Raw genomic sequence first — 21,360 nt, forward strand, 5'->3', positions numbered from 1 at the left:
AATTGGTATCCGAACCAGTTTCAATAGCGACTCGATTCTAGCGACAATGGAAGCTGAGCTTCAACTTCTTCTATCTCTGCCAGCGGCACAGCATACTGCTCGTGGCTGTTATAAGACTCGATCAAGGCAAATTGTTCTTGTTCATCTATAACTAGGATCTTTCCCAAACGACCTAAATGAAAATGTACGTTCATTCCTTTTTGAATACGGCTCATCGCTGTTGCTCCACTCGTATCTTTAAAACACTATTTACGAATGGGACAAATGCTAAGATCAAAAAAGCCGACCATAATGATCGGCTCTATTAACTAACGATTTTAAACTGAATTAAATGCTGTATCGCTTACTTAGCGAATTCAACACCAATCTCAATATCGCCATTTAGCGTTTCTAGCATGCTATCTAATGCATTACGCTCGAAGTCGCTCAACTCACCGTAGCTAAGGATCGCTTCTGCGCCCTCTTTGCCTAGTTTCACTGGTTGTGCGAAGAACGGTGCGTGCTCGCCTTCACCTTCAACGTATGCACATTCAATTACGTTCTCTTCGCCTTGAAGCGCTTTCACTAAAGCAAGACCGAAGCGACAAGCTGCTTGACCCATCGATAGAGTTGCACTGCCGCCGCCAGCTTTAGCTTCAACTACTTCAGTACCCGCATTTTGGATACGAGTTGTTAGCGCTGCAATTTCTTCGTCTGTGAACTCTACACCTTCAACTTGAGATAGCAGAGGAAGGATCGTAACCCCAGAGTGACCGCCGATAACAGGAACACGGATGTCGCTTGGATCTTTACCTTTCAATTCAGCAACAAACGTTTCAGAGCGGATCACATCGAGAGTCGTAATACCGAACAAACGGCGCTTATCGTAAACGCCCGCTTTCTTAAGAACTTCAGCAGCAATTGGCACTGTAGTATTTACTGGGTTAGTGATGATACCAACACAAGCAGTAGGACAAGTAACTGCAATTTTCTCTGCAAGAGACTTAACAATACCAGCATTCACATTGAAAAGATCCGCACGATCCATACCCGGCTTACGAGCAACACCCGCAGAAATAAGCACAACATCCGCACCTTCTAGTGCTGGTGTTGGATCTTCACCCGCATAACCTTTGATCGAAACAGGCGTTGGGATATGGCTAAGATCAGCAGCGACACCCGGAGTAACCGGTGCAATGTCGTAAAGTGCAAGATCTGAACCAGCAGGTAGGCGGTTCTTAAGTAGTAGGGCTAGGGCTTGACCGATGCCACCAGCGGCACCAATAACAGCTACTTTCATTGTTATTCTCCTTGAGAGCTTTCTCTTATAAATTTTTGGTAGGGTAGTGCTTGAGCTAAATTATCGTTAAAAAGCTATATTAATCACAAAGTGATTACAATCAATTAACGCCAGCTTTGCGACTTCGCGCAAGTCAATAAAACCGTGCTACACAGCGAATTCGCATTATGGCGATAATTGACTGAAATAACAAAATAAGCCGCCGTAAATAACACATTATTCTATTAAATATTTACAGTGATATGACTAACAAATCGTTGGGATATTTTGGCTAAATCTGAATATGTATGCGAGAATATGCAAATATATTTGTTAATGAATAAGAATTACATATGCGCAATACAGAAAAACAAGACAACTTAGTTCGCGCTTTTAAATCGTTATTAAAAGAAGAACGTTTTGGATCGCAGGGTGAAATTGTTGATGCCCTCAAACACGAAGGCTTTGAAAGCATCAATCAATCTAAAGTTTCGCGTATGTTAACCAAGTTTGGTGCAGTTCGAACTCGTAACGCAAAAATGGAAATGGTTTACTGCCTTCCTGCTGAGCTTGGGGTTCCAACCGTTTCTAGCTCTCTTAGAGAATTAGTACTGGATATTGATCACAACAATGCGTTAGTTGTGATACACACGGGTCCTGGTGCCGCACAACTTATTGCTCGCTTGCTAGACTCATTAGGTAAGTCAGAAGGCATACTGGGCGTAGTTGCGGGCGATGACACTATCTTTATTACTCCAACCTTAGCAGTGACGACTAAGCAACTGTTTGATTCCGTTTGCGAACTGTTTGAATACGCTGGGTAATTTCACAGCTATCAATTGCATTAATGGATCACGAATATCTATCTACTTCGTGATCCGAATCACATCCTAGAATATCTACCTCCCCCTAAGCCAATAACACTAAGTCATTGATTTTAAAAAGCTCAATAGCAAATTAAACATGAGATCTATGCATCATTTGTTAGATTTTTTAGCTATATCTTTTAACATTTGAGTAATTTTCTGCCAATTTTTGATATTATTCAGACACTTTTTCATCACATGGATTGAAAAAGATGCCGTTTCCAAATAGGAAACTCCAGAAACGACTACACTTGTTTCAGGGTTAATAATGAGTAAAGGAAGGGAAATTCATGGCATTTACCAAACTTGTTAAAGTTGGTGCTATTGCAGCAGCTGTAATGGGCGCTGGCGCAGTTAACGCTCAAGAGTTCATCACAATTGGTACTGGTTCAGTTACAGGTGTTTACTACCCTACTGGTGGTGCAATTTGTAAACTAGTGAACAAGGGCCGCAAAGACCACAACATCCGTTGTTCTGTAGAGTCTACTGGTGGTTCAATATACAACGTTAACACTATCCGTGCTGGTGAACTAGATTTCGGTGTTGTTCAATCGGACTGGCAATACCACGGCTACAACGGTACAAGTAAATTTAAAGATCAGGGCGAATACAAGAAACTTCGCGCTATGTTCTCTCTACATACAGAACCGTTCAACATCATCGCTCGTACCGATGCTGGTATCAACAATGTGTCTGACCTAGCTGGTAAGCGTGTAAACATTGGTAACCCAGGCTCTGGTGACCGTGCAACCATGGGTGTTGTAATGGACGCTATGGGTTGGACTAATGACAGCTTCAAACTTGCTTCTGAACTGAAAGGTTCTGAGCGTTCACAAGCACTTTGTGATAACAAGATTGATGCATTCATCTACATGGTTGGTCACCCGAACGGATCAATCAAAGAAGCAACAACGTCTTGTGATGCAAAATTGGTTTCAGCAACTGGTCCTCAGATCGACAAAATCGTCGCTGAAAACCCATATTACGCATACAGTACAGTTCCAGCAGGTATGTATCGTGGTACAGACGCTGACGTAAATAGCTTCGGTGTTGCTGCAACTATGGTAACAACTTCAGACGTTTCTGAAGAAGTGGCATACAACGTTGCTAAGGCTGTATTTGAAAACTTCAGCACTTTCAAGCGCCTACACCCTGCATTTGCAAACCTGAAGAAAGAAGACATGGTTAAAGCGGGTATCTCCATCCCCCTTCATGCTGGTGCAGTAAAATACTACAAAGAAGTAGGTCTTCTTAAGTAACTCTACTTAAACCTACTCAACCAATAAGGAGGCACGCCCTCCTTATTGGCTTTTCATGTTTATAAAAATAACCTAAGAGAAAAATGACAAGCCTTTAAGTTTCTCCAAATTGGAGGACTTACCTTCATATCAAGCCTAAGACAAACAAAGACGCATTTCCCTACCAGTTCACTACACTAGATAGGGAGTAAGTAACGTCTCATTGTTCTCAAGAAAGGCAGACCATCAATAATAAGGATAAAGTACATGACGCAGACAACATCACCGTCTCCAGATGTGCAAGAAATGGTGGCACAATCAGACACTGGTGCGCGTAGCCCTCGCGGTATCCAAGGCCGTATTTTATGGTTTGTGCCTTTATGTTGGTCACTGTTCCAACTTTGGTATGCATCTCCGCTACCGTTTATTTTTAACTTCGCTATTTTAAATGATACCGAAGCTCGAGCAATTCACCTGACGTTTGCTATTTTTCTAGCTTTTACCGCTTACCCAGCTTTGAAGAACTCGCCTCGGGATCGCATCCCTGCAGTCGATTGGGTATTAGCACTTGCTGGTAGTTTTTCAGCTTCTTATATTTATATTTTCTATACTGAGCTTGCCGGTCGTTCGGGGGCCCCGACAACATTCGATATTGTTGCGGCTGTCATTGGTATGGTTCTACTGCTGGAAGCAACACGACGCGCTTTGGGTCCACCTCTTATGGTTGTGGCAGCAGTATTCCTACTTTACACCTTTGGCGGTCCACACATGCCAGACGTTATTGCCCATAAAGGGGCGAGCCTAAATAAGGCGATGTCGCATTTGTGGTTAACAACAGAAGGTGTATTCGGTGTAGCTCTTGGCGTATCAACGTCATTTGTATTCTTGTTTGTACTGTTTGGTGCAATGCTAGAACGTGCTGGCGCTGGTGCTTACTTCATCAAGGTTGCATTCTCACTGCTTGGTCACATGAAAGGAGGCCCAGCAAAAGCAGCCGTTGTAGCATCTGGCCTATCCGGTCTAGTTTCTGGCTCATCTATTGCTAACGTGGTAACGACGGGGACTTTCACGATCCCTCTAATGAAAAGAGTAGGATTCTCAGGTGAAAAAGCCGGAGCTGTAGAAGTTGCCGCTTCAACCAATGGTCAATTAACCCCGCCAATCATGGGTGCCGCGGCCTTCTTAATGGTCGAATATGTAGGTATCTCATACGTCGAGGTTATTAAAGCAGCGCTATTACCCGCTCTTATTTCTTACATCGCCCTAATTTACATTGTTCACTTAGAAGCATGTAAAGCAGGTATGACAGGCCTACCTCGCCGCCACACGCCAACGATATTGCACAGCCTGCTTTCGTTCACAGGTACCATTCTTGGGCTATGTGTGATCAGTGCTGCTGTTTACTACGGTGTCGGCTGGACAAAAGATGTCTTTGGCGATGCAGCGACACCAATAGTGACAGTTGCGCTATTGATTGCTTATGTTGCTCTAGTTCGTGTATCTGCAAAATACGCCGCTGAAGGCGGCATGGACATCGATGCCGAACTAACCGAAGTACCAGATCCAGGCCCAACCATTAAATCTGGCCTGCACTTCTTACTGCCTATCGTGGTTCTTGTTTGGTGTCTGACTGTAGAGCGATTCTCTCCAGGTCTTTCTGCCTTCTGGGCAACGGTATTCATGATCTTTATTTTGCTCACTCAACGTCCTTTAATGACTCTGATGAACAAATCAAACGATCTTGCTGAACAAACTAAAGCGGGCTTCGTTGACTTAGCAGAGAGTTTAGTTTCAGGCGCACGTAACATGATAGGTATCGGTGTCGCAACAGCGGCTGCTGGTACGGTTGTTGGTGTGGTAACGCTGACCGGTATCGGCCTTGTGATGACCGACTTCGTTGAATTTATCTCAGGTGGTAGCATCATTCTTATGCTGCTATTTACTGCGGTAATCAGCTTAATCTTAGGCATGGGCTTACCAACCACAGCAAACTATATCGTTGTATCAACACTGATGGCCCCAGTAATTGTTACCCTAGGCGCAGCACACGGCCTAATCATTCCACTGATTGCCGTTCACTTGTTCGTGTTCTACTTCGGGATTCTTGCGGATGATACGCCTCCGGTTGGTCTCGCTGCTTTTGCAGCGGCAGCGATTGCGAAATCAGATCCAATTCGCACAGGTATTCAAGGTTTCACCTACGATATCCGTACTGCGATCTTACCATTCATGTTTATTTTCAACACTCAGCTACTATTGATGGGCATTGACTCATGGTGGCATTTAGCGCTAACCATCTTATCTTCTGTGACTGCGGTACTTATCTTTGCCGCAGCTACACAAGGTTGGTGGTTTACCAAAAACAAGTTGTGGGAAACAATACTATTGTTGGTTCTGACTTTCTCGTTCTTCCGCCCTGGTTTCTGGTGGGACATGATCTATCCAGCGAAAGTTCTTTCACCTGGAGTTGAGATAGCTCAAATCACAGAAAACCTATCTGTGGGACAATCTGTGGAGTTAAGAGTGGGTGGCGAGAACTTAGAAGGTGACTATTCTGAGAAAACAGTTCGTCTTCCATTTGAAGATTCTGCAACAACAAGTGAAGACCGCATCGCTTCAATGGGCTTAATGCTGACAGAAACTGAAGGCAAGATGATTGTCGATATGGTTGAATTTGGTAGCCCAGCTGAAGCCGCTGGAATTGACTTTGATTGGGAAATTAAATCTGTAATCCAAGATGCAGAACGACCAATGAAAGAGTGGGTATTCTTACCGGCCCTACTCATTTTAATTGGTTTAGCGATGAACCAAAGACGACGTGCTCGTAAGGATGAGATTAGCGCGTAATGGATAGAGCCAGGTAGCGCTCAACTCTATTTGGCTTTTTGATTACATGGAAAAGATAATGACAGCGCTTGGGGAATACGACTGGGCGCTGCTTAAAATGAGACGAAGACATGTATAAACAAATCCTTGTTCCTGTCGATCTTAACGACAAAGGCTTTTCTGATAAAGCAGTCGAGCTAGCGGTATGGCACGCAAAACACAGTAATGCTGAAATACATATTTTAAACGTACTACCGGGCATTCACATGTCAATGGTTGCATCTTACTTCCCGAAAGATGCGGCGAACCAAATGAAGATTGATGTTAAAAACCAGCTCAAAGAGTTTGCAAACAAACACATCGACGATAATGTGGTGTATAAGGTTCACGTTGCAGAAGGCAAGGCTTACACAACAATTCTAGATTACGCAGAAAAGCTTGGCGCCGACCTTATCGTGATGCCAAGTCATAAGCGTTCAAAAATTGACAAAGTTATGCTTGGTTCTGTTGCGAGCAAAGTAGTACAGAACTCGCCAATCAATGTATTGGTAGTTAAGCCTCAAGGCTAATGGCTCCTAGCTAATAAGCTAATAAGCTAATAAGCTAATAAGCTAATAAGCTAATAAGCTAATAAGCCCTGTCGAGCTGAAATAAAAGACTTAAAAAGGTTGGCCTAAAAGCCAACCTTTTTTATTTCTACTTCATCAAGCACAGAGTGCTGAATACAATCTCAATTAACCAACGAGATTTTGTGGCTTACCCGCAACAAACCCATCTATGTTATCCATTAAGATATCAGACAGCTTTTGAATGGAGCTATCGCTCCCCCATGCCACGTGAGGTGTCAGCAGTAAATTAGGTAAGCGACTGTTAGCTAACAGTGGATTCGAGTTGTCTGCCGGTTCTTGTGTGAACACATCCATCCCCGCGCCGGCTATCTCATGATTTTTCAAAGCCTCAACTAAGGCTTGCTCATCCACTAACCCACCACGCCCAGCATTAATTAGTACCGCGCTTGGTTTCATCATTGCTAACTCTCGCTCTGAAATCAGGTTTCGAGTCGCTTCGGTCAACGGACAATGTAAGCTGATCGCATCCGCTTGCTGCAACACAGTCTCAAAAGGCAGGTACCCTTCTCGACAAGATTCAGCCCCTTTACGCTCAGCAAAGATGACGTTCATACCTATCGCTTTAGCCAGTATCGCAGTCGCTTGCCCTAAGCTACCACTACCGATTAAACCCAATGTGCTGCCCGCCACATCTTGAATCGGATGAGTAAAAAAGCAGAACTGCTTGTCCTTTTGCCACTCTCCCGCTTCAATATCTTGATGATAACCAACGAGGTTACGCTTTAACGCAAATAGCATCGCGATAACATGTTCCGGTACCGATTGAGTCGCGTAGCCCTGTACGTTAGCCACTGCGATGTTGTTACTTTTACAGTAGCCAACATCGACATTGTTCACACCCGTCGCTGAAACGCCTATGAGCTTAAGCTGTTGTGCTTGAGCCAAATTCGATTCACTGAGCACCACTTTATTGGTGATCACGATATCCGCTCCCTCAATTCGCTCAGACACTTGCTCTGGCGCGGTGAAATTATACTCAACCCACTGATGGTCAAAGCTAAGAGGTTTTAAAATAATTTGAGATGGGATGGTGGCTCGGTCGAGAAAAACCACTTTCAACTTCGGCATTGTACTTCCTTGGTTCAGTCGATTGAATGGTCTTATTCTAAGCTTTTAGCTTACTGTAGTCTGGAAGCTCTGGCGCAATTTCAAAGTGCTGTTCAATTTGTGGTAAAGCTTGAGGATAAAACTCACAAGGAACAAAGATTTTGAAGCGTTGATTAGTCGCTGGATGATAGAAGCTCAGTTCAGACGCATGCAAAGCCAGCCGATCGCTATACTCAAACGCTTCTGGCGTTGCATAAAACTCGTCGCCAACAATAGGCGCACCTATTTCCATACAATGCACACGCAGCTGATGAGAACGACCGGTAATCGGCAATAACTTCAATAAGGTCGTTTGAGCCTCTTCTTGCTCCACCACATACCGAGTCTGTGATGGTTTTCCCTCGTCAAAACACACTTTCTGACGAGGGCGGTTTGACCAATCACAAATAAGCGGAAGGTCGATCACGCCTTCCCTTCCTTCTACCTTTCCCCATACTCGTGCGTAATAGAGCTTATGGGTCAGCCGATATTGGAATTGCTTCTTCAAATGGCACTCAGCTTGTTTGTGTTTAGCGAGCAGCATCAAGCCCGATGTCGACATATCCAATCGATGCACGACTTGAATATCAGCAAACTCCTCAACAAGCCGACTCCACATACTGTCGTAATACTCTGGTAATCTCCCCGGCACAGAAAGCAGACCTGCTGGCTTGTTCACCACAAGAATATCGTCATCTTGATAAACAATATCAATCCACGGTTCACGTGGTGGTGTGTACTCTTCTAACGCCATTGGAGCCTCTTAATTGCTGGTGAATAAATAACTTATGGTTAACCCGTTTATTAATAAATACGATTTTCAACATTTTCGTACATAAAAGTTGACGACTTTACAAAACATGGTATTGATAGGGGGAATGGAAAATAAGAAGTCAGCATTAAAGGAAAAATAATGGAAAGTACGGTTAAAACAACCACAAAAAAAGCACAAACCTCTACTCCCCTATCAAGCTTAATTAAGTCTCTTGGCCCAGGTATCATGATGGCTGCGGCGGCGGTGGGAGGCTCTCATTTAGTAGCCTCAACCAAAGCTGGTGCCATTTATGGCTGGCAGCTCGCTGCTCTTATTATCCTCGTTAATATATTTAAGTACCCATTTTTTAGAGCTGGCATTCAATATACTCTAGGCACAGGTCAAAGTTTAGTTGAAGGTTACTCTAACCTAGGCCGTCCATATCTAGTGATCTTTTCGATGCTGAGCGCCATTTCCGCCGTCGTGAACACGGCTGCTTTGTTACTATTCAGTGCGAGCCTACTTAGCTACTTTGTTCCTTTTGATCTAGCGACTAGCACGCTTTGCATGATCGTACTAGCAACCTGTTTGATCATTCTGTTTGCTGGCCATTATCGTGCGCTTGACACCCTATCTAAGGCCATCATGGCGATCCTGACCATCACAACCTTAGCCGCGGTTGCCATTGCTATCGGATCTCCAGTCGAGCCTGACGCGGCTTTTGTTCCACCGTCGCCTTGGTCATTGGCTGCTATCGGCTTTATCGTGGTAATCATGGGTTGGATGCCGGCGCCTATCGAGATCTCAAGCATCACTTCAATGTGGCTAAAGAGCCAAAAAGAGAAACAAGAAGTAACCGCTCAATCAGCGCTGTTCGACTTCAATATAGGTTATATTGGCACGGCATTGCTGGCACTGGTATTTGTTGCTTTAGGCGCTCTGGTCCTTCACGGTTCAGGTGTTGAATTGTCTCGTTCTGGCGTTGGCTTCACTCATCAATTAGTCGGCATTTACGCCTCTACCATTGGGGAATGGTCTCGCCCACTGATCGCTCTTATCGCTTTCTTCTGTATCTTTGGTAGTACGATTACCGTTATCGACGGCTACTCACGCGTGCTTGCTGAATCACAACGTCTATTGCTTAAAAAAGAAAGCAGCCCAAAAATGCTACAGGGTTGGATCGTTATCGTATCTATCACAGCACTCGCAATTGTGATGTTCTTCAGTGCCGCATTGATGACAATGCTTGATTTTGCGATGGTGCTTGCGTTTGCAACGACACCCTTCTTCGCTCTGCTTAACTTCATTTTGGTAAGCAAAGCCAAACTACCAGAAGCGCTGGCGATTGGTGCAAAACTGAAATGGTTGTCAGTTGCGGGTCTTGTTTACCTATTTGGCTTCCTAGCGGTATTTGTTTGGTGGAAGTGGTTAATGTAATTCCTCGGCTCTTACACCTTTCAAACGCGAGATAAAAAGAAGGCCTTCATCATGAAGGCCTTCTTTTGTTAAAGCATTTCGCTGATTCAAAATTAGTTGTGAGAAACCACAATCAAGCGTAATGAATCTAGCTGAACTTGAGCTTTGCTGATGTAACCGGTCAGTTCATTGATTTGAGCTTCGATAACCTCTAGCTCTTCATCACGAATATTAGGGTTAACCGCTTTAAGCGCTTGTAAACGCTCTAATTCACCGTTTAGATTAGTCTGCATGTCTCGTTGAGCTTGTTCACGCACTTCTTCCACTTTCGGAAGTACATGCGTCTCACCCGCTTCGATAAGCTTGTGAATCTCACCTTGTACCGAATTTACTAGCTTACTTGCTAAGTGACGGTTTACCGGGCTTAACTGACGGTTAAAGCTATCGAATTCAACCTGAGCAGATAAATCGTTACCACGGCCATCCATCATCAAGCGAATTGGCGTTTTAGGTAAAAACTGGCTGATACCGCTGCGTTTCGGTGCTTGCGCATCCACAAGGTAAACCAGTTCAAGCAGGATAGTACCTACAGGCAACGCTTTGTTTTTCAGCAGTGATACCGCTGACGCACCAACACCTTCACTCAGTAGCAGATCGATACCGCCTTGAATCATTGGGTGTTCCCAGCTGATGAAGTTCATGTCTTCACGAGAAAGGGCGGTATCACGGTCGAACGTGATGGTTGCGCCTTCATAAGGTAAACCTGGGTAGCTTGGTACCATCATGTGCTCAGATGGTGTCACAACTAGCGCATTTTCACCCTTGTCGTCTTGGTTCAAACCAATCGTGTCGAACAGGCTCAGTGCAAACGTTACTAAGTTAGTATCGCCATCAGTCGATGCAATCATCTCTGCAATGTCGTGCGCTTTGTCGCCACCGTTTGAGTGCATCTCTAGCAGGCGATCTCGGCCTTTCTCTAGATCCGCTTTTAGGCTTTGGTTTAGCTTGGCAGACTCTTCAATCACTTCATCAAGCTGCTCTGTATTACCAGAAGCCAGCATTTCGATAAGTACATCAGAGTACTTGTCGTAAACCGTGCGCCCCGTTGGACAGGTCTCAGCGAACGCATTCAGACCTTCATCAAACCAACGCGCAAGGATCGCCTGTGATGTGCCTTTTAGGTAAGGGACATGAATGTCGATATCACGTAGCTGACCGATACGGTCCAAACGACCAATACGTTGCTCAAGCAAGTCAGGGTTGAACGGTAGATCGAACATCACTAATTGGTTAGCGAATTGGAAGTTACGGCCTTCAGAACCGATCTCACTACAGATAAGAACCTGAGCGCCGCCTTCTTCTTGAGCAAAGTAAGCCGCCGCTTTATCACGCTCTAGAATCGACATGCCTTCATGGAATACGGTTGCACGTACACCTTCGCGCTCACGCAGTGCTTGCTCTAATTGCAAAGCAGTACTTGCACGTGATGCGATCACTAGGATCTTTTCGCTGCGCTTATCTTGGATCTTTTCAATCAACCAGTTAACACGTGAGTCGAACTGCCACCAGCTTGAATCTTCACCTTCAAACTCTTGGAAGATCTCTTCTGGATACAGCATCTTCATTGCACGAGCTTCTGGAGCCATCTTGCCACCGATCATGCCAGATACACGCATTGAGGTTGTGTACTGCGTTGGAATGTCCATCGGCAGTAGGTTTACATTTCGCTTGGGGAAGCCTTTGATTGCTGCACGTGTGTTTCTGAAAAGAACACGACCTGTACCATGGCGATCCATAAGGTTATCAATCAATTCTTGGCGAGCTAACGCTTGCTCTTCTTCGCTGCTATCACCTTCAATCACACGGAACAGAGGCTCAACATCTTGCTCAGAAAGCAGTTCCGTAATCTGGTTTTTCGCGCTGTTTTCAAGCTTCACGCCAGAAAACAGAGCCGTTACTGCATCAGCAACCGGTGCGTATTGGTCTTCTTCTTCAACGAATGCTTCGTAATCGTAGAAGCGGTCAGGATCAAGCAGACGTAGACGCGCAAAGTGACTCTCACGACCTAGTTGTTCAGGGGTTGCTGTCAGTAGCAGTACGCCAGAAGTATTTTCAGCTAATCCTTCAACCACTAGGTATTCGCGGCTTGGTTTGTCTTGGCTCCACTCAAGGTGGTGCGCTTCATCGACAACCAACAAGTCCCACTCGCCTTCAAGTGCTTGCTCGTAGCGCTTACGGCTCTTACGTAGGAAGTCCAAAGAACACAGAACGTATTGCTGGGTATCAAATGGATTGTCCGATTCAGCAAACGCTTCAATACAACGCTCTTCGTCAAAGATAGAGAAGTGCAGATTGAAACGGCGCATCATCTCGACTAACCATTGGTGTTGTAGAGTTTCAGGAACCACAATCAGAATACGTTCAGCACGGCCAGACAACACCTGTTGGTGGATGATCATGCCCGCTTCAATGGTTTTACCTAGGCCAACTTCATCAGCCAGTAAAACACGCGGAGCGTGACGACGACCCACTTCATGGGCGATGTATAGTTGGTGAGGGATCAAGCCAGCACGCATACCACACAAGCCACGCATAGGGCTCTTGTGTTGTTTGTACTGGTTGCTCAGCGCACGGTAACGCAACACAAAATTATCCATACGGTCGATTTGACCTGCGTACAGCTTATCTTGTGGCTTGTTAAAGCGGATCTGATTGCTTAAAAAGATTTCACGCAGGGTGACTTCTGTTTCTTGGGTATCTTCGCGAGTACCTAAGTAGGTTAGCAGCCCTTTGTCTTCGATAACTTCCTCGACAGACAGAGACCAACCTTCTTGGCATTCGATGACATCGCCTACATTAAACGTTACTCGGGTTACGGGAGCATCAGTACGTGCATAAACACGGTTTTCTTCTGACGCTGCAAACATTAGTGTCACTGTGCGAGCATCCATTGCTACAACGGTACCTAAACCTAAATCGCTCTCCGTATCGCTTATCCAGCGTTGCCCCAAAGCAAATGTCATGAATCGACTACCTCAATCTTATAGTTGGAATTTGGTCTTTTTTAACTGCATTTTTAAACACGAGCGTTCTCACTCCCGAACTGAAAATATAGCCAAAAACGCCTAGTTTGCAGCCACTTTTTAAGTGCGCTCTAGATAATAAATATCTTGAGGAAATGGTGCAGAAAAAGGTCGCTAATCTTACTCGATGCTGTGATTTAGGTCACGCCTAAAGGCAATGATTTCATGCTTTTTTTCTGTTTTCGCTAGTGCAATCAAACTGTAAAAAAATCATGGTTAATCTATAGGTAGCAGATTGCTGCTCTCAGACGAATACGTCATATCCATCGACAACGATATGGCGCTGTTCCTCAAGATGAAGTTTAGGTAAGTAGTTGACTATCTGCAGAATCAGATACTAATCTTTATATGAGCTTTATCTACGTTCAATGAATGCAAGGCAAGCCGCACGTCGGCAAGGAGATGCTATGGGCGAGACCAACCGGAAGCTATTTGTTTTAGACACCAATATCCTACTTCACGAACCCTTCGCTATATTTTCTTTCCAAGAGCACGATGTCGTTATCCCCATGACAGTGCTAGAAGAACTCGACAGAATCAAAGACAGTAAAAGAGACGTTGCTCGAGATGCGAGAATTGCGATTCGCACGCTCGAAGATCTGTTCAGGGAAACCACACCCGATCAAATCTCGGAAGGCATTCCTTTCTCTAAAGAAATAAACGCATCCGGCAGTATTTCCATACTCGCTGACTACGAACTTCAAGAAAGCATTAAGGCCTTCGCCGACGATAAGGCAGGTGATAACCGAATCCTCAACGCTGTCCTCTATCTTCAGAATAAACGCGCACCACGCGAAGTGGTTCTCATCACCAAAGACATCAACATGCGCTTACGAGCCAAAGGCGCTGGTGTTCGCTTTGTTGAAGATTATCAAACCGATCAGCTGATTGATGACATCCAATACCTCACCAAAGGCTTTCAACAACTCGAAGGGGCATTTTGGGATGGCATTGATAATGTCGAGAGTAAGGCTCTAGGGGGAAAGACGTTACACACTCTAGCAAGAGCCCCTTTCGAGCCCACCTTCCTCAATCAATATGTGATTGACGAAGAGAGTGACTTTGCCGCTCGAGTCGAAGAGATTGAGTCCGAAACGATCACGCTTCGCGATCTAAGCCGAGAACGCTTAATGAATCGCAGAGCATGGGACATTACACCAAAGAACATCTATCAAGGTATGGCGATCGATGCCCTGCTCGACCCTGATATTGATCTGGTAATTCTCACTGGCGCCGCGGGTAGTGGTAAGACACTGTTAGCCATGGCTGCTGCGCTTGAACAAACCATCGAACGTAAACAGTTCGATAAGATCATCGTAACCCGAAATACACCGGATATCGGTGAGTCGATTGGTTTCCTTCCGGGTACCGAAGAAGAGAAGATGTTGCCTTGGTTGGCCGCGGTGACCGATACACTCGAAGCACTGCACAAGAATGACCACTGCACCGAAGGGTCAATGAAATACATCTGTGACAAAGCCAACATTCAGTTCAAATCGATTAACTTTATGCGTGGCCGTTCAATCCAGAATGCCTTTGTGCTTCTGGATGAGTGTCAGAACCTGACCGCATCACAAATAAAAACCATCATCACCCGTTGTGGTGAAGGCACCAAGATTGTCTGTTCTGGTAACCTAGCACAGATAGATTCTTCTTACTTAACCCCTGTGACTTCTGGCTTAACCTATATGGTCGAGCGTTTTAAAAACTTCGAAGGCAGCGCCAATATCCACCTCAACGGTGTAGTACGTAGCCGACTGGCAGAGTTTGCTGAAGAGAACATGTAGTGACTCTATACGCTCACTGAATCAGTAATCTAAAAACAAAAAGCGCCTCACATTGGAGGCGCTTTTCAATTTAATATCTTAAAGTAAATTGGCAGAGATTAGCCTGAATTACTCAGTACCACCGACGGTTAGCGAGTCTAGCTTCAATGTTGGTTGACCAACACCCACTGGTACACTTTGACCAGCCTTACCACACACACCAACACCACGGTCGATGCTTAGGTCATTACCGACCATAGACACCTGCTGCATTGCTTCAATACCAGAACCGATCAGCGTTGCGCCTTTCACAGGGTGGGTGATCTTACCGTTTTCAATCATATACGCTTCAGAAGCAGAGAACACAAACTTACCAGAGGTGATATCAACCTGACCACCGCCGAAGTTCGGCGCGTAGATGCCTTTCTCAACCGTAGTAATGATCTCTTCCGGCGTGTGCTCACCCGGTAGCATGTATGTATTGGTCATGCGCGGCATTGGAAGGTGCGCGTACGACTCACGACGACCATTACCTGTCGGTGCCACACCCATTAGACGAGCGTTCAGCTTATCTTGCATGTAGCCTTTTAGGATACCGTTTTCGATTAGCGTGTTGTACTGACCATTAACACCTTCATCATCCACATTCAATGAACCACGAAGATCGGTCAATGTGCCGTCATCGACAATCGTACATAAGCTTGACGTTACTTGCTCGCCAACTTTACCAGAAAATACCGAAGAATCTTTACGGTTGAAGTCACCTTCTAAACCGTGGCCTACTGCTTCGTGTAGAAGAACGCCCGGCCAACCAGAACCAAGGACAACAGGCATTGCACCAGCAGGCGCAGCCACCGCTTCAAGGTTAACGAGAGCTTGACGAATCGCTTCGTCAGCAAATTGGTAAGCAACTTGAGTACCGTTGTCATCACTTAGGAAGAAGTCGTAACCAAAGCGGCCACCACCACCCGCGCTACCGCGTTCACGGCGATCGCCTTTCTGAGCAAGCACGCTAATCGATAATCGAACCAACGGTCGAATATCACCGGCGTAAGTGCCGTCAGTCGCGGCAACCAGCATCTGCTCATGCACACCGCTTAGGCTTACCGATACTTCAGTCACCATCGGCTCTTTAGTACGAATGTAAGCATCAAGCGCTTTAAGCAGTTCTGTCTTTTGCTGTTTTTCCCAGCTTGCTAGTGGGTTTACCGCGTCATAGTAAGCTTGGTTAGAGTTACGTTTGAAAGCCTGTACCTTGCCGTTTTGGCCTTGCTTAGCGATACCACGAGCCGCAATCGCGCTCTGTTTAAGTCCATCCAATTGGATTTGGTCTGCGTAAGCAAAACCGGTTTTTTCACCCGATACTGCACGAACGCCAACACCGCAATCGATATTGAAAGAGCCGTCTTTAATAATGCTGTCTTCTAGCACTAAAGACTCGTGCCAGCTTGACTGAAAGTAGATATCAGCATAATCAATTTGGCGGGTAGCAATGCTCGCCAATGTATCTGCGATATTCTGCTCCGTAAGCCCTGTTGGGTTCAGTAGCGCTTCTTCAATTTGATTAATGCTCATAAATGGCTCTTGTTTGTAATTAAAATTGATTGGTAAATCGAGAGTGTTGCGCGATTGGCATATTTTGCCTAATAGATTCGCAACTGGATATATCTATCTCAACCACCATACTTTTAGGATCTTGGCCTAACTGTGAGACCACTCGTCCCCATGGATCAACCACCATTGAGTGTCCCCATGTTTCTCTTTGGCAAGGATGTTTCCCCCCTTGCCCCACCGCGACAACCCACGACTGTGTTTCGATCGCACGGCACCTCAATAATGCTTCCCAGTGCGCTTGACCTGTCACTGCGGTAAACGCAGCGGGTACAACTATAATTTGCGCACCTTGCTTACGTAACTCTGAATACAAGTGTGGAAAGCGCACATCATAACAAATACTCAAACCTAAGCGACCAAAAGGCGTTTCCGTTGTCACAACTCGGTCACCCGGCGTAAAAATATCGGACTCTCGATAACACTTGTGTGCATCAGCGACATCCACGTCGAACATGTGTAACTTGTCGTAGTGAGTCACTAAACTGCCAAAATCATCAATCACCAAGGTTGTGGTCGTCACACCTTCTGTCGTACTTATTGGCATACTGCCAACTACGATCCAAACTCGATGACGTTTTGCTAGCTCAGACAGTTTATTTTGCAATGGACCATTATTTAAAGGTTCCGCATATTTGTGATAATCAGCCTTGCTACCAAAAACTAACGCGTTTTCAGGGCAAACCACCCACTTAGCCCCTAAAGCTTTGCACTTTGCAACTTCTTGAACAAGGTAATCAAAGTTTAGCTCAGGGTTAGGGCCAGATGTCATTTGAATCAATCCAACACAATCCATGCGTATTACTCCTCCATTCATTTGATTCAGAAACCAGCATTGACCGTATTAACCACTTACGATATTAACCACTTACCGTACCAAGCGACGACCATCTTCACTAGCTCGACTATTAACTAGCTCATAAATAAACAACTCGTGTACTCACGACTATTGCGCCAGCTTTCTCAGCTTCTCTGGTAACTTGAACTCACCAGAACTACGGGAAAGCTCACTCACCGTTGGCGCATCCAAGGGCCCTTTAACCGAGTAGTTAACTTGAGTAAATACCTCAACCACAGGCGAAATAACCGTCGTCACCGCCAATACGTACAAAGCGGTTTGTGGGGTGACCGCAAAGGCTGTTAACACAGGAATACCCGAGGTAATATCGGGAGTAAAGTTCACCTCAGCATCAACCTGACGAGTATTGAGGTTAGCGATACCTTTGATCTTCATCTCACCCGCGACCGCATCCATATTCAGATCATTAGTCAGGAAGATACCATTTTGGATCTCGCCAGTTCCTGTGATGCTATTGAATGCCATGCCTTTATCAAACACGTCTGAGAAATCGAGTTGCATCTTACGAAGTATGGAATCTAAGCTAAACAAACCCAGTAAGCGGGCGGCACCACTTACATCAGAAATAATGCCTTTACCAAACTGAGTTTCAACATTACCACTAAGGGTATCTATTTTGATCCCCCAAGGTGAACCATCCCAGTCCAGCTTCCCCTCTAACGCAAAAGGTGCTTTTTGAATCCCGGAAGTGATTCCAAAACGCTCCATTAACTCACTATTGTTTTCACCTTCAAAATCAACGGTTAAGGATGAATGGCTTGTGTCGCCTTTCAGCTTCCACCAACCACTTACATCCGCTTTGTTGCCGCCACTTCGAACCTGAATCTTGTTCCACTCAATGCGATCTTCTTTTCTGGTCATTTCGACGTCCACCTTGCCAACCTTATAACCTTGCAACCAAAAGTCGTTAAGTGTCATCGTCAAGTTAGGCATCGAATCATGAATCTTTTTATCTAATTCAGAGACCAATGGAGCCTCTTTCTCTTTTCGTCGAAGCAGAGTCTCTTGGTTTGTTTTCTCGCTCCACTCAGGGAAGAATAAGTGCAGGCGGTCAAGTGAAACCGTTAAATCATAAGGAGGGAGATAATTAATATCACCTTCTAACTCTTGGCTAGAGATTTCCATTTGCCACGCTTGCTTATTCTTTCGAGCGCTAAAGTCGACATCGTTCCAAGAAATACCACCTAAGATCAACTCTTTACTCTCGAAAGTCACACGGCTTGGTGCCGGAATGCTTGGTGTGTCCATCTGGCTAAGCACTGCATTTGAGGGTTGGCTACTGGAGTTCATCAAGACCGATAACCAATCATCGGCATTGAATTTGTCCGTACGAATTAACGCATGATGCCCTACAACAGGGCTAATTTTATAACCGCCACGACCAAGGACTAAATTGGTGGCAGTTAGCTCAGGAACATCACCTGTGATATCAATCTCAGCTTGATATTTGGTGCTAGGCAGTTGTAAACGTGCAGTAATAGCTTCTTGGTTACCCGACGCCTGCAACCGCGCAGAGCCACTTTCTAAAGATTTCTTCGCTAATGGATATGGGTAATCACTCGCCAGATACTTAAGATCGGACTGTAAATCCAATTGATAACTAAAACCGATATCATTGAGCTGTATATCAATCTGACTTTGCCATAACGCATGACCGGATAGGCGACTTAACCACTTTTCTCCGATATAAGGTTCTAGAGGCTTAACGTCCCAATCTCCTAACACATCGATATCGACTGCATAGCCAGGGCCATCATTCAATCCTTTGAAGTCAATCGAAACCCCTTGCTCAAGTAGCTCCGCCGCTAGGCCATGTGCCGTTACCACATCATTATCAAACTCAATGCGTCCAGTGGTGTTTTCAAGCACTATCGGCGGCGCTTCAATTTCAACATGATTCCCATTCAGGTCGGCATAACCCCAAGCCCTTGGTTCTTTTTCAGCATCAAACGGAATGTTAAGCTGAAATTCAGAAGAAACATCACCACTGACCTGAAGTGCTGTTAAAGCAGCTCCTACAGAGTCGACTAATGGCGAAGCCGTCATGTAATCACGTACCGCATTACCTGACGCTGTCGCCTTAGCTTCAATTTCGATATGGCCGCCTTCCCCTAAATAAGGAATACGCCCCGTAATACGATCTGCAGTGACATCCATCAATTGAGCTGAACGAGAATCCAGATGCATCGCAGCATTTTCAAACAGTAGATCAAGCTGAAGGTCAGTGATCAATGGCCAGCTTGTGTCAAAGCTAAATTTAGCGTCCTCTAAACCAACCCAAACTTGGAAAATTCCATCATGATTGGTATACGGATATTGAGCTAATTCACCATGCCAAAGTAATTTAACGGTGTCGGCTTTACCTGCTTGGATAGCAGTGGAAAGGTAGTCGGTTAAGTCTTGGCCAAGTGCCAACGTTGGTAAGTAACGCCAGGTTTCACCGACGTTGTAAGCGTCTGCTTCTCCATAAAAGGATAAGAACGGGCTCGCATCTTTTGGGAAGTCTAAGCGGAATGCGCCTAGTACTTGTAGATCTGGCGTGGCTGCCGTGACTTTGTCAGACCAAAGCTTCCAGCCGTTTTCATCTTGTTGCCAAACAATATCAACCTGACCTTGTTTAATATTCAGCGGCGCTTGGAAGACATCACCATAAGGGAATACATCGTCGATAACGTGTAGGCTAGCTTTCGCTTCTGTTGCAGAGCCAAACACGCTGCCGGAAACTTGGCTAAAACCTGGTACTAATTCCCATTGCTCGATAGCAAGGTCAGAAAAGCGAGCTGAATAACGTAAGCTTTCCATTTCTGAGCCCATCGAGACACGAATATCTGAAACAGAGCCTCCTGGAGCCAACGAATGAATCATTTGAGTAGATTGCTCGGAATCTGGCAACAACTTAATCAGCGGGGTAACGGTTGCAATATCAAGTTCAGACACGTTGAGTTGCCATGAACCTTTAATCCACTTAAACGCAACGTCAAACTCAGGCCAAGGTCTGAAATCCGTTCTTAAATTGAGTGAGTGACCATTCACTTGCCATCCATCATCGACTGGAGCCAACTTAAAGATGCCCGACTCAACCATCAAGTCATGCTGACCATCTTCGTTCCACGTCAATTCAGAAGGCAATACCTCAACATAAGCGCTCACAGGCTGACTGTTTCGCAGAGTTAACCAACTATTGAGGCTCACTGTTCCGCTTTCAATGCCGGATTCAGCTTGCATATAATGCGTTAGCCACGGATTCACCGAGATACTATCAGCGCTGACATAGAACTCACCCGTAACATCGGCTAACGAGCCACCATCGACAAAGTTAGCACTCACTGACAAAGAGTTTAGGTTGGCTTCTTTAATACTCACCACGCCCTCTGCCAGGTGATGTTTACCGGAGTTTTGCCACTTTAATGTTTCGATATCGAGTTGACGCTCTTCGTCAGAAATCGTGCGGTATACGAGAGTTGAATTTGTAGCGGTCACGTCCACCAGCGTTTTCAACAGTAAATTATCTAGCTCTTGTATAACCCGTTTTGAAGTGTTTGATTTCGTTGGATTCTTATCATCTTCATTCCGGTCAGGAAACAGCTCAACTGAACGTATATCAAGATACATTTGATTCATCACAAGATCGGCAACCACAGGACGCATTTGAACAAGTGATTGAATCAAGTCGAACTCAACTTCAACACGCTCTACAGAAAAAGTCGTATCTTCTACGTTAGGAAGGCTGGCTTTAACACCTTGTAGTGCAATGGAAGGGTGAGTGTTACGCCAAAAACCACTCACATCTTGAATAGAAAACTCAAAGCCGGAATGTTGGTTTACCCAAAGCTCAATCTCAGATTGATACTTATTTAAATTGGGTAAAGCTACACGTAGTGTAGTAACGGCAATGGCTAGCGTTACTAAGATAGTAACCACTAACCACAAACATGCACGTAGAATCAGAGTAACGCTTGAGCTCACAA

General features: G+C 45.2%; 14 protein-coding genes. 6 read left to right on the top strand and 8 right to left on the bottom strand.

Going from position 1 to position 21,360, the window contains the following annotated elements; all coding sequences use genetic code 11:
- Positions 1-20: 20 nt before the first annotated feature.
- Positions 21-215 carry a hypothetical protein gene (locus ACED48_RS05320; protein WP_017055965.1) on the bottom strand — a complete coding sequence of 65 codons (195 nt, stop codon included), beginning with the start codon at positions 213-215 and terminating at the stop codon, positions 21-23.
- Positions 216-343: 128 nt separating this feature from the next.
- Positions 344-1,279: a malate dehydrogenase gene (mdh, locus tag ACED48_RS05325; RefSeq protein ID WP_017055964.1), complete on the bottom strand. Its 936-nt coding sequence runs from the start codon at positions 1,277-1,279 to the stop codon at positions 344-346.
- Positions 1,280-1,611: 332 nt separating this feature from the next.
- Between mdh and argR the strand changes: the two genes are divergently transcribed.
- The 4 genes from argR to ACED48_RS05345 all read left to right on the top strand — a co-directional run bounded on the left by argR (position 1,612) and on the right by ACED48_RS05345 (position 6,757).
- On the top strand, positions 1,612-2,082 hold the full coding sequence (argR, locus tag ACED48_RS05330; RefSeq protein ID WP_017055963.1) for a transcriptional regulator ArgR: 471 nt from the start codon (positions 1,612-1,614) through the stop codon (positions 2,080-2,082).
- Positions 2,083-2,414: 332 nt separating this feature from the next.
- On the top strand, positions 2,415-3,383 hold the full coding sequence (locus tag ACED48_RS05335; protein WP_017055962.1) for a TAXI family TRAP transporter solute-binding subunit: 969 nt from the start codon (positions 2,415-2,417) through the stop codon (positions 3,381-3,383).
- Positions 3,384-3,629: 246 nt separating this feature from the next.
- Positions 3,630-6,209: a TRAP transporter permease gene (locus ACED48_RS05340; protein ID WP_017055961.1), complete on the top strand. Its 2,580-nt coding sequence runs from the start codon at positions 3,630-3,632 to the stop codon at positions 6,207-6,209.
- Positions 6,210-6,319: 110 nt separating this feature from the next.
- Positions 6,320-6,757, top strand: a complete 438-nt coding sequence (locus ACED48_RS05345; RefSeq protein ID WP_017055960.1) for a universal stress protein — start codon at positions 6,320-6,322, stop codon at positions 6,755-6,757.
- Positions 6,758-6,922: 165 nt separating this feature from the next.
- Here ACED48_RS05345 and ACED48_RS05350 read toward each other — a convergent pair whose 3' ends face one another.
- Positions 6,923-7,885 carry a D-2-hydroxyacid dehydrogenase gene (locus ACED48_RS05350; RefSeq protein ID WP_017055959.1) on the bottom strand — a complete coding sequence of 321 codons (963 nt, stop codon included), beginning with the start codon at positions 7,883-7,885 and terminating at the stop codon, positions 6,923-6,925.
- A gap of 37 nt (positions 7,886-7,922) precedes the next feature.
- The gene (locus tag ACED48_RS05355) at positions 7,923-8,657 is read right to left on the bottom strand and encodes a pseudouridine synthase (protein WP_017055958.1); all 735 of its coding nucleotides are present in this window, start codon (positions 8,655-8,657) and stop codon (positions 7,923-7,925) included.
- A 159-nt stretch (positions 8,658-8,816) separates the two neighbouring features.
- Between ACED48_RS05355 and ACED48_RS05360 the strand changes: the two genes are divergently transcribed.
- Positions 8,817-10,094, top strand: a complete 1,278-nt coding sequence (locus tag ACED48_RS05360; RefSeq protein WP_017055957.1) for an NRAMP family divalent metal transporter — start codon at positions 8,817-8,819, stop codon at positions 10,092-10,094.
- 92 nt (positions 10,095-10,186) lie between these two features.
- Here the strand turns inward: ACED48_RS05360 and rapA are convergent, their stop codons facing one another.
- Complete coding sequence (gene rapA / locus ACED48_RS05365; protein ID WP_017055956.1) at positions 10,187-13,096, bottom strand: RNA polymerase-associated protein RapA; 2,910 nt, start codon at positions 13,094-13,096, stop codon at positions 10,187-10,189.
- 467 nt (positions 13,097-13,563) lie between these two features.
- On the opposite strand from rapA, the gene ACED48_RS05370 reads away from it, so the two are divergent.
- Positions 13,564-14,943 carry a PhoH family protein gene (locus tag ACED48_RS05370; protein ID WP_017055955.1) on the top strand — a complete coding sequence of 460 codons (1,380 nt, stop codon included), beginning with the start codon at positions 13,564-13,566 and terminating at the stop codon, positions 14,941-14,943.
- A 108-nt stretch (positions 14,944-15,051) separates the two neighbouring features.
- On the opposite strand, the gene tldD is transcribed toward ACED48_RS05370, so the two are convergent.
- From tldD to ACED48_RS05385, 3 genes are all read right to left on the bottom strand, one after another.
- Positions 15,052-16,497: a metalloprotease TldD gene (tldD, locus tag ACED48_RS05375; protein ID WP_017055954.1), complete on the bottom strand. Its 1,446-nt coding sequence runs from the start codon at positions 16,495-16,497 to the stop codon at positions 15,052-15,054.
- A 19-nt stretch (positions 16,498-16,516) separates the two neighbouring features.
- Positions 16,517-17,329 (bottom strand): carbon-nitrogen hydrolase family protein, encoded by an 813-nt coding sequence (locus ACED48_RS05380; RefSeq protein ID WP_017055953.1) that lies wholly within the window; start codon positions 17,327-17,329, stop codon positions 16,517-16,519.
- 150 nt (positions 17,330-17,479) lie between these two features.
- The gene (locus ACED48_RS05385) at positions 17,480-21,358 is read right to left on the bottom strand and encodes a YhdP family protein (RefSeq protein WP_017055952.1); all 3,879 of its coding nucleotides are present in this window, start codon (positions 21,356-21,358) and stop codon (positions 17,480-17,482) included.
- Positions 21,359-21,360: the final 2 nt, after the last annotated feature.

The sequence above is a fragment of the Vibrio sp. 5S239 genome (genome assembly GCF_041439575.1).
Lineage (GTDB): Bacteria > Pseudomonadota > Gammaproteobacteria > Enterobacterales > Vibrionaceae > Vibrio > Vibrio kanaloae.